Origin of the sequence: Acidisphaera rubrifaciens HS-AP3, assembly GCF_000964365.1 — a bacterium.
In the GTDB taxonomy this organism is placed as follows: domain Bacteria; phylum Pseudomonadota; class Alphaproteobacteria; order Acetobacterales; family Acetobacteraceae; genus Acidisphaera; species Acidisphaera rubrifaciens.
In genome coordinates, this window is sequence record NZ_BANB01000264.1 from 1 (window position 1) to 9,360 (window position 9,360).

The window sequence follows — 9,360 nt, forward strand, 5'->3', positions numbered from 1 at the left end:
GCAGCCGGTGGCGCAGCGCGGGGGCCGCGACGCGGCGGAGCTGCGCCGGACCGAGCACCCGCTCGCCGTCCAGCGCGGCGAGCGCGCGCGCGGCGCGCAGCAAGGTCAGTTCGCCGCGCAGCCCGTCGGTGCCGAGAGTCTGGCACAGCCGCGCGGCGGCCTCCATGAACAGGTCGCCCGCCTCGATGTCGGGCAGCCGGGCGCGCGCCGCCTCGATCCGCGCGCGCAATCGGGCATCCTCGGCGTCCCATGTCGCGGCGTAGGCGACGGGCGACCGGTCATAGGCATCGCGCCGGCGCACCACCTCGATGCGGGTCGGCAGGTCGTCCGGGGTGCGCACCTCGACCGACAGGCCGAAGCGGTCGAGCAGCTGCGGCCGCAGCTCGCCCTCTTCGGGGTTGCCGCTGCCGACCAGGACGAAGCGCGCCGGATGGCGCACGCTCAGGCCCTCGCGCTCCACCACGTTCTCGCCGGAGGCCGCGACGTCGATCAGCAGGTCGACCAAGTGATCCTCCAGCAGGTTCACTTCGTCGATATAGAGAAAGCCGCGATTGGCGCGGGCGAGCAGCCCCGGCTCGAACGCCTTGACGCCCTGCGTCAGGGCGCGTTCCAGATCGAGCGCGCCAACCACCCGGTCCTCGGTCGCGCCAAGCGGGAGATCGACCACCGGCACCGGCACGCGCACGCCGCGAAGGCCACCCTCGCCCCGGGCCCGGCACGCGTCGCACAGCGACGCAAGCGGCGCCGCCGGATCGCAGCCGTAGGGACAGGCCTCCACAACGTCGATCGGCGGCAGCAGCGCCGCGAGCCCGCGCACGGCGGTGGATTTGCCGGTGCCGCGGTCGCCGAACACCAGCACGCCGCCGATCGACGGATCGACGGCGGCGGCCAGCAGCGCCAGTTTCATCTCGTCCTGGCCGACGATCGCCGAAAAGGGAAACGGGGCGCGCATCAGCCGCCGGCCCGGCGGGAGACGCGCGCGCCGGCGGGGCGGATCAGCTCTTCGGCGCGTAGGCGGCGCACCAGCCTTCCGGCGCGATGGTGCCGGCGACGATCTTGCAGGCGTTCGGCGCCTCGAAGTTGACGCACTTGCTGCACATCTGACCGTCCTTCGGCTTGTCCTGATACATGACGGCCGTCTTGGCGATCTTCTGGTCCTGCGCACGTGCCGTGGCCGCGACGCCGACGCCCGCCGCGACGACCGCTGCGCCCGCAGCGATGAAGGTGCGGCGCGAGGTCTTCTGGTCCATCCCGATTCTCTCCCTGTGACAGTCCGGACAGCCACGTATTTGGGCCGCCGGCAGTTTTGGCAACAGCCATGGCGGCGCAACGTCTCAGGCGCGGCGCGGGTTCAGCCGCACAACCGCGCGATTGAGCGCCGCGGCGAAGGTTACCCAGGCGAGATACGGCGCAAGTAACAGCGCCGCGAGGCCCGACAGCGGCGCCACGCCGATCACCATCGCCAGGATCGACAGCCACAATGCCACCACTTCCACCAAAGCCAAATCCGGGCGGCGGAGCCGGAAGAAGAACAGGCTCCAGCCGACATTCAGCACGCCGTTGACGACGTAGAGCACGACCACCCGCAAGTGGGCGGCGCCCTCCGGCGCCCCGTTCCACGCCAGGACGGCGGCCGCGGCCGCCAGCAGGAAGATCAAGGTCCAGGCCGGTCCGAACGCCCAGTCCGGCGGCTGCCACGACGGCTTGCGCAGCCGGCGGTACCACGGACCGATTTCTGTCAGCAGGCCGCCCGCGACCGCGACGACGACCGCCCACGCAACTGCCCCGGCCGGCACCTGCCAGCCGCCCGCGAGCAGTACGCTCATGCCGAGACAAGGCCGACCAGATGTGCGAGGTCCTTGAGGAAGATACGGACATGCGCGCCCGGACGGGCACGCACCAGACGCTTGTTCATATAGGCTTCCCAGGTCAGGCGCTGCACATCGGGGTCGCGGCACATCGTCACGAAGCGCTCGCGCCGCCGGTCCGACGAATACCAGAAGCGCTGCAACATCCCGAGTACCCAGAACACCATGCCGTTCGCCGCCATGAACCGCTTGCGCGCCGCGCGCAGCGCGCGGGCATCGTCGGTGGCGAGGAACGCGGCCACCGCGTCCGCGACCATCCGGCCGCACAGCATCGCGTAATAGATGCCCTCGCCCGAGGCGGGTGCCACCACGCCGGCGGCGTCGCCGGTCACGATCACGTCGCGCCCGTTGTCCCACCGCCGCAGCGGCCGCAGCGGGATCGGCGCGCCCTCGCGCCGCACCGTCTCCGCCCCCTCCAGCCCCGCCGCGTCGCGCAAGGCGCCGACCGCGCCGCGCAGGGAAAAGCCCTTGCGGGCCGAACCGGTGCCGACGCTCGTCGTGTCGCCGTGCGGAAACACCCAGCCGTAAAAGTCGGGCGACAGCGTGCCTCGGTAATAGACGTCGCAGCGCGCGCCGTCGAAGCCGGAGGCCGGCGCGGGGGAGCGTACGATTTCGTGATAGGCGAAGACGCACGGCACCTCGGCGGCGCGGGGCAATGCCTGTTTGGCGACCGCCGAGCGCGCGCCGTCCGCGCCCACCACCGCGCGGGCGCGCAGCCGCACCACCCCGCCATCGGCCATGCGGGCGACGACCACCGCCGCGCCGTCGGGATCGCGCTCGATCGCCTGGAACGTCCCGGTGCGGCGCGCAGCGCCGTCGATCGCCGCCCGCGCCCGCAGCCATTCGTCGAAATGCTCGCGGTCCACCATCCCGACGAAGCCACCGTCGATCGGCATGTCGGCCAGCCGGTCGGACGGCGAGATGATGCGGGCCGAGGTCACGCGCGCCACCACCAGCTCGTCGGGGATCGCGAAATCGCGCAGCAGCCGCGGCGGGACCGCCCCGCCGCACGGCTTGATGCGGCCGGCACGATCCAGCAGCAGCACCGCGTGCCCCGCCCGCGCGAGGTCATCCGCGGCCGTCGCCCCGGACGGTCCGCCCCCGATCACGACCACGTCATAATCGTATCGTGCCTGGTCAAGGCCCGCCTGCGCCACGTCGTTCATGCCGCTCACCGTGCCATTGGAATTGCTTGTGTGGAGGAAATCGCCTGGGCCGTCGCGGCGTCGTCGCCGCGCGCGGCAACCAGCGCCGCAAGACAGAACAGGGTCGCCTGGACGGCGAACACGGCCGCATAGGCCGCCGGCACGCTGCCCAACAGGACACGCCCGAGATCGGTCGCACCCGTGCCGCACAGGCCGCCGATGCCGAACGCGACCGCCTGCGCCCCGCCCCACAGCCCGATCCGCACGCCCTCGCGCGACGCCCGCCCCTGCTGGGCGAACTGCATCATCGAGGCGATGGCCGCGGCGGCGAACACGCCGTTGGCAAGGCCGAGGACAAAGAAGGCCGGCCGCAGCGGCCAGCCCGGTGCGGCGAAGGCGCCGGCCGACAGGACCAGCACCATCACCGCCGAAGCGAGGCAGCCGCCGACCGTCCAGCCGCGCAGCGTGCCGAGACGCCCCCCGCGAAACCCGCCCCGCCCGGCGCTGCCGGCGAGCGCGAGGAGCACCATGCCGACCAGCGCCCCGGAATGCTGCACGCCGGCAAGCGCGGTGGAGCCGCCGGGCGGCAGGTGGAACACCGCCCCCGCGAACGGTTCCAGCACGAGTTCCTGCGCGCTGTAGGCCAGCATGGAGGCGAAGACGAAGATCGTGAACCGGCGCGACCGGTCCTCCGCCCAGACCTGACGCAGCGCCGTGACGAAGGGCACGGCCGGCGCGGGCACGGGCGCGGCTGTCGGGGCCAAGGCCGGGTTCGAACGGGGCGACGCCCGCCGTTCGACGCCCCATACGCCAAGCAAGGTCAGCAGCACCGCCGCCCCGGCCACCTCGGCCGTCACGCCCACGAGGCGCGCGGGGGAATACGGCTGAAGCAGATGGCCGGCCACCGTCGCGGTGACGGCAAATCCCGCCATCATCATCACCCAGACGATCGTCGCCGCCGCCGGCCGGCGGGGCGCGTCGACCACCGCCGCGAGCAGCACCAGAAGCGACGTGCCCGCCGCGCCGACGCCGACGCCGATCGCGGCATAGGCCAGCACCGCGAGCGCGATAGCCGGGCCCGGCGCCGTGCCCATCCACGCGACTGCACCCGCCGCCGTCACCCCGCCCGCGGCCAGCAGCGCCATGCCGCCGAGGATCCACGGCGTCCGGCGGCCGCCATGATCGGACCCGTGGCCGAGGCGCGGTCGCAGCACCTGGATCATGTAATGCAGCGCCACCAGCGCGCCCGGCAGCAGGGCGGGCATCGCCAGTTCGACGACCATCACCCGGTTCATCGTGGACGTGGCGAGGACCACGACGGCCCCGATCGACGCCTGCACCAGCCCGAGGCGCGCGATGATCACCCACCCGGCCCCGCGACCCGACACGCCCGGCGAGGCGGTCACGGCGCGGGCCACGGCGCCGTGCCCGCCAGGGCGATCGCGCTCGCGAGCATCCCGAGGACATACAATAAGGTACCGGTCCCGTTGTACCACGGCGCCTGTCCGCGCGGGTCGCGCAGGAAGCGCGGCATCAGCGCGATCTGCGCGAACACCAGCAGCGCGACGACGTCCGCCTCGATCCAGGCGCCCCAAAGATAAAGCAGCCCCGCCACCACTACCTGCGGCGCGACCATGACGACGCAGGCGAGCCGGCTCGCCGCCCGCACCCCTAGATGCACCGGCAGCGACCGCACGCCGGTCCGGCGATCACCCTCGATCGACTTGAAATCATTCAGCGTCATGATGCCGTGGGCGCCGGTGCTGTAGAGCGCGGCCACCAGGAAGACGCGCCAGGACGGCACCAGGCCCGAGGCGACCGCGGCACCGGTGATCCACGGCAGCCCCTCGTAGCAGGCGCCGCACACCGCGTTGCCGAGCCAGCCATTCTGCTTCAGCCGCAGCGGCGGCGCGCTGTAGGCCCAGGCCAGCACGAGGCCGACGACGCCGGCCGCGAAACCGACCGGCCCCAGCACCGTCGCCACCAGCAGCGACAGGCCGGTTGCCACGATCGCGATGATAAGCCCCCAGGAGCCGGGCAGCCGACCGGAGGGGATCGGCCGGTCAGGCTCGTTGATCGCGTCGACATGCCGGTCGAACCAGTCGTTGATCGCCTGGCTCGTGCCGCAGACGAGCGGGCCGGCCAGCACCACCCCGGCCACCACCACCGGCCAGCGCGCGCCCGGCGCGTGCCCGGACGAGACGACACCGCAGGCAAAGGCCCACATCGGCGCGAACCAGGTGATCGGGTGCATGAACTCCAGCACCACGGCCGGCGACCGCATCGACAGACGAAGCGCCTGCGCCATCTCAGCCCTCTCCTTCGGTCGCAAGGTCGCCGAGGCCGTAGCGCCGCAGCTTCACGTACAGCGACTGCCGGCTCAGCCCGAGCATCTCGGCCGCCGAGGCGCGGTTGTCGTCGGTCAGCTTCAGCGCCGCCTCGATATACATGCGCTCGATCATGTCGGTGCTCTCGCGCACCAGGTCCTTCAGCGACACGCGGCCGATCAGCTCCGTCAGCTGTTCGACGGAGCGGGGAAGGGATGTCGCGCGGCTCTCCACCGACAGGCGGTGCCCGACATTGCGGACCGCGAAGCCGAGCGACGGACGCCCGTCATCGGGGATCGCCGTCGCCGAGACCTCCACGTCGATCGTGCCGCCGTACTCGGCCCGCAGCGTGGTGGCGAACAGCCTTATCGTGCCGCGCTGACGCAGATTGGCGGTCAGCACGTCGAGATCGACGCCCGGCCGGCCGATCCAGCGGTCGAGACTCTCGCCGCGCGCCCGCTCCTCGGACGGCAGCTGGATCATCTCCAGGAACGCCTGATTGGCGGTGATGACCCGGCCGTCGGTCTCGGTCACGACGAAGCCGTCGGGCGCGAGTTCGGCGAGCTTCAGCAGCTTCGCCTTGGTCTCCGGCAGCCGGGTCGCGGCCGCCGCCCCGTCCTGCGCCACTAGGCGCACAAGGAAAAAGGACGCCGACTCCTCGCGCAGCAGCGTGGCCGAGACGGCGATCTCGCGCGTGCCGCCCTCGTCGGTGGCGAGGGCCAGTCGCGCGTGCACGTCGTCGGCCCGCCCGGCGGCCCGCACCGCGGCGAGCAGCGTCTGCATCGCCTGCACGCTGTCGGGCGTGAAGAGGGAGGTGAACACCGTGCCGATCAGCCGCCGCCCCACCTCGCCGCACAGCGCGCTCGCGGTCGGGTTGGCCGCCAGCACCTTCTGCGTCAGCCCGTCGAGGATGAGCACCGCCTCCGACGACATCTGGAACAGCACCCGGTAGCGGGTCTCGGCATGCCGCATGCGGGCATAGTCGCGCTCCATCGACTGCTGCGCGTCGACCAGCCGCTGCTGCAGCTCCGACATCGCGCGCAGGTCGCGGCCGAAGGCGACGAGGCGTCCGTCGCTGCCGACCTGTACCGCCGAATAGAGGATCGGGACGTCGATCCCCCGCACCGAGGGGTGATTGAGATGCCGCCAGCGGGGACTGCCGCCATGCGTCGCATCGCGCAGCAGCGCCTCGACCTTGGGACGGCTCTCGACCGTGACGGTCGCCGCCCAGGGACGGCCGACCCAGGCGGACTCGATCGACAGATCGGCCAGCAGTTCGTCGTTATGCACGGCATAATCGCGGATCACGCCGGACGGATCGAGAACGAGGGCGATATCGGCCGCGGCGGCCACCAGCGATGCCACGGCTTCGGCATCGACGTTGCCCAGTTCGGTCCGTGGGGCCCTGAAAGCCTTCACGAGCGAATCCACCCTTCCCACCAGCCGCGTTCCCGCGGACCGCATGCCGGGCGTGTTCGACCGTGCCGACAGCGCCCCCGTATCAGCCTGCCATCCCGAGCAGGGTGACGAGGCGCGCCGCCTGCCGTGTGGCATGCCGGGCATCCGTCGCCGTCGCATCCGCGCCGACCAGCCGCGCCAATTCGGGGCGATCCAGCAGCAGCGGTCCGCCGAGCAGCACGCCGAGGGTCGGGTTGCGCGACGCCTCCCGCACCTGCCGGACGCAATTGCCAATCGCCTCGAGCTTCACCTCGCCGCCGACCGACAGGCCGACCACGGAAAACCACTGGCGCCGCACGAGGTCGGCCAGTTCCGCCGCCGTCGCCTGCATCCCGGCCTCGACCTGCCAGCCGTCGCGCCGGAAAAACTCCGCGACCATGCCGAGGCCGAACGTGTGCTGTTCGCCGGGGGCGGGCGCCAGCAGGATGCGCCAGCCGTTCTGCGGCTGTTTTTCCTCGGCCTGAAAGGCGTGGCTGAAGGCATGCAGTACCTGGTGCAGGCACCACAGCCCCATCGTCACTTGCGTGAAGTCGCACAGATCCTCGCACCACATGTCGCCGAGGCGGCGTGCCGTCGGCGCGAGCAGGTCGAGATACAGCGTCTCAAGAGTGACGCCGCGGTTCCACAGTGTCTCGACGAACGAAACCACATAGGCGGGTTCGTGGGCGATCACCAGCCCGGCCAGGTGCTCGACATCCACCTCGGACGGACACCAGCCTCCGTGTTGCGAGGGGGGCCGGGCCGACTGCCCGACTTGGCCGGCAAGAACGAGACGGGGGATGATCGCGCGCTCCACGGTTCGGCTCAGGAGTTCAAGACGCCGGGCGGGCGGGTCGGTGGCGCCATCGCCGGCGGTCTGATCATCGGCATCGCGCCGCGGCAGACGCCGCGGGTCCTGTAGGGCGCCGTCGCCGAACGGACCTGCCGACGCGACGTCGGCCCACTGGTCCTCCCAGCGCTCATGCCATTGGTGACTGTCACCTGCGTTCTGCCCCGACGGATTCATTGCCTTGTCCCCCCAAATACCAAGCCGACAGCCTTCGACTGTCAAGTCTTCTGTACGTCCGGTTCGCTTGACACTCACTTCGATGCCGGCTTAGCCTCGTCTCGTGAGCAGTTGGTCGATCAGTTTCGGCCGCCGGTCTCGGATCGCCAGACAGGATGCAGACTGCGGCGGGACTGACGCAATCGAAAGCGCGCCGCGGGTTAACGATAACCGATGATCGTAGGGGGAGGGTGTCAAGCTGTGTTTACGTTTCGCCCGCTTGATCGCCTGATGTTGACGGTCGATGCCTGCCCATGGGGCAGCAGCGCCGGACGGAGCACCGTCCTGGCGCGTCAGCACGCGGCGGCAGCGATTTACACTGCCGATGAACGACGGCGCCGCGACGCCTCACCCTGGACCATGGTGCAGGGGATCCTGGCGCCGGTGCAGTTCACGATTTTCCTGGTCAGCCTCGTCCTGGTGCTGCGCTACCTGGCGACGGGCGAGGGGCTCGCGGTCGCCACCGCGTCGATCGTGGTCAAGACGCTGGCGCTCTACACGATCATGATCACCGGCTCGATCTGGGAAAAGCGGGTCTTCGGCCGCTACCTGTTCGCGCCCGCCTTCTTCTGGGAGGACGTGTTCAGCATCCTCGTGCTGCTGCTGCACACCCTCTATCTCTTCAGCCTCGTGACCGGCGCGCTCGGCGTGCATGACCAGCTTCTGCTCGCGCTGGCCGCCTATGCCGCTTACGTCGTCAACGCCGCGCAATTCCTGCTGAAGCTGCGCGCGGCGCGGCTGGCCGGCCCGCAATGGGTCGGCGGGTGCGAGTTGCCGACATGACCGACGGTGCCGCGGCCCTCACCGCGGCGCCGCCACGCGTCGCGCCCGCCGGTGACGACCGCCCCATCCTGCGCGAGCGGGGCCAGCGCGAGGTGTTCTGCGGTCTGACCGGCATCGTCTGGCTGCACCGCAAGATTCAGGACGCCTTCTTCCTCGTCGTCGGCAGCCGCACTTGCGCGCATCTGATCCAGTCCGCCGCCGGCGTGATGATCTTCGCCGAACCCCGCTTCGCCACCGCCATCATCGACGAACGCGACCTCGCCGGGCTCGCGGACGCGAACGACGAGCTCGACGCGGTGGTCGGCCGGCTGCTGGAGCGGCGCCCCGACATAAGGCTGCTGTTCCTGGTCGGCTCCTGCCCGTCGGAGGTCATCAAGCTCGACCTGTCGCGCGCCGCCTCGCGCCTGTCGCGCGTCCACGCACCGGCCGTTCGTGTCCTTAACTACTCGGGTAGCGGCATCGAGACGACGTTCACGCAGGGCGAGGATGCCTGCCTCGCCGCCCTCGTGCCCGACATGCCTGTCGCCGATACGGATGCGCCGCCCGCGCTGCTGGTCGTGGGCGCGCTCGCGGATGTGGTGGAGGATCAGTTCACGCGCCTGTTCGCCGCCATGGGGATCGGACGGGTCGATTTCCTGCCGCCGCGCCGCGCCGGCGACCTGCCGCCGGTCGGGCCGGGCACGCGGATGCTGCTCGCGCAGCCGTTCCTGGCCGACACCGCGCGGCTGCTCGAG

At 71.3% G+C, this 9,360-nt stretch carries 11 protein-coding genes; 3 read left to right on the forward strand and 8 right to left on the reverse strand.

Annotated elements, in window-relative coordinates:
• The 8 genes from bchI to B8460_RS09010 form a co-directional block, all read right to left on the reverse strand.
• Positions 1-952 (reverse strand): magnesium chelatase ATPase subunit I (gene bchI, locus B8460_RS08975; RefSeq protein ID WP_048861253.1); only part of this gene is annotated, 952 nt, incomplete at its 3' end.
• Between the two features lie 43 nt (positions 953-995).
• On the reverse strand, positions 996-1,250 hold the full coding sequence (locus tag B8460_RS08980; protein ID WP_048861254.1) for a high-potential iron-sulfur protein: 255 nt from the start codon (positions 1,248-1,250) through the stop codon (positions 996-998).
• A gap of 84 nt (positions 1,251-1,334) precedes the next feature.
• Positions 1,335-1,826, reverse strand: coding sequence for a TspO/MBR family protein (locus B8460_RS08985; protein ID WP_048861255.1), 492 nt, complete (start codon positions 1,824-1,826; stop codon positions 1,335-1,337).
• Positions 1,823-3,034, reverse strand: a complete 1,212-nt coding sequence (locus tag B8460_RS08990; protein ID WP_048861256.1) for a geranylgeranyl diphosphate reductase — start codon at positions 3,032-3,034, stop codon at positions 1,823-1,825. Before B8460_RS08990 ends, B8460_RS08985 begins: the two co-directional genes overlap by 4 nt.
• 5 nt (positions 3,035-3,039) lie before the next feature.
• The gene (locus tag B8460_RS08995) at positions 3,040-4,431 is read right to left on the reverse strand and encodes a BCD family MFS transporter (protein ID WP_241771155.1); all 1,392 of its coding nucleotides are present in this window, start codon (positions 4,429-4,431) and stop codon (positions 3,040-3,042) included.
• Entirely contained in the window at positions 4,416-5,321 is a 906-nt protein-coding gene (gene chlG / locus B8460_RS09000; RefSeq protein WP_048861257.1) for a chlorophyll synthase ChlG, read from the reverse strand. Before chlG ends, B8460_RS08995 begins: the two co-directional genes overlap by 16 nt.
• Before the next feature lies 1 nt (position 5,322).
• A complete protein-coding gene (ppsR, locus tag B8460_RS09005; protein WP_048861259.1) occupies positions 5,323-6,759 on the reverse strand; it encodes a transcriptional regulator PpsR in 1,437 nt (478 codons plus the stop codon).
• Between the two features lie 82 nt (positions 6,760-6,841).
• Positions 6,842-7,498, reverse strand: coding sequence for a cobalamin B12-binding domain-containing protein (locus tag B8460_RS09010; protein ID WP_052945189.1), 657 nt, complete (start codon positions 7,496-7,498; stop codon positions 6,842-6,844).
• A 54-nt stretch (positions 7,499-7,552) separates the two neighbouring features.
• On the opposite strand from B8460_RS09010, the gene B8460_RS21800 reads away from it, so the two are divergent.
• From B8460_RS21800 to B8460_RS09020, 3 genes are all read left to right on the forward strand, one after another.
• Entirely contained in the window at positions 7,553-7,699 is a 147-nt protein-coding gene (locus B8460_RS21800; RefSeq protein WP_158322780.1) for a hypothetical protein, read from the forward strand.
• Between the two features lie 375 nt (positions 7,700-8,074).
• Positions 8,075-8,626, forward strand: a complete 552-nt coding sequence (gene bchF, locus B8460_RS09015; protein ID WP_241771156.1) for a 2-vinyl bacteriochlorophyllide hydratase — start codon at positions 8,075-8,077, stop codon at positions 8,624-8,626.
• On the forward strand, positions 8,623-9,360 hold a 738-nt coding region (locus B8460_RS09020; protein WP_084623407.1), incomplete at its 3' end, for a ferredoxin:protochlorophyllide reductase (ATP-dependent) subunit N. The genes bchF and B8460_RS09020, both read left to right, overlap by 4 nt.

What these genes read in the sequence shown, in the direction of transcription:
- B8460_RS08985 (WP_048861255.1), bottom strand. Translation starts at nt 1,826, where the DNA reads ATGAGCGTACTGCTCGCGGGCGGCTGGCAGGTGCCGGCCGGGGCAGTT.
- chlG (WP_048861257.1), bottom strand. Translation starts at nt 5,321, where the DNA reads ATGGCGCAGGCGCTTCGTCTGTCGATGCGGTCGCCGGCCGTGGTGCTG.
- bchF (WP_241771156.1), top strand. Translation starts at nt 8,075, where the DNA reads ATGTTGACGGTCGATGCCTGCCCATGGGGCAGCAGCGCCGGACGGAGC.
- B8460_RS08990 (WP_048861256.1), bottom strand. Translation starts at nt 3,034, where the DNA reads ATGAACGACGTGGCGCAGGCGGGCCTTGACCAGGCACGATACGATTAT.
- B8460_RS08980 (WP_048861254.1), bottom strand. Translation starts at nt 1,250, where the DNA reads ATGGACCAGAAGACCTCGCGCCGCACCTTCATCGCTGCGGGCGCAGCG.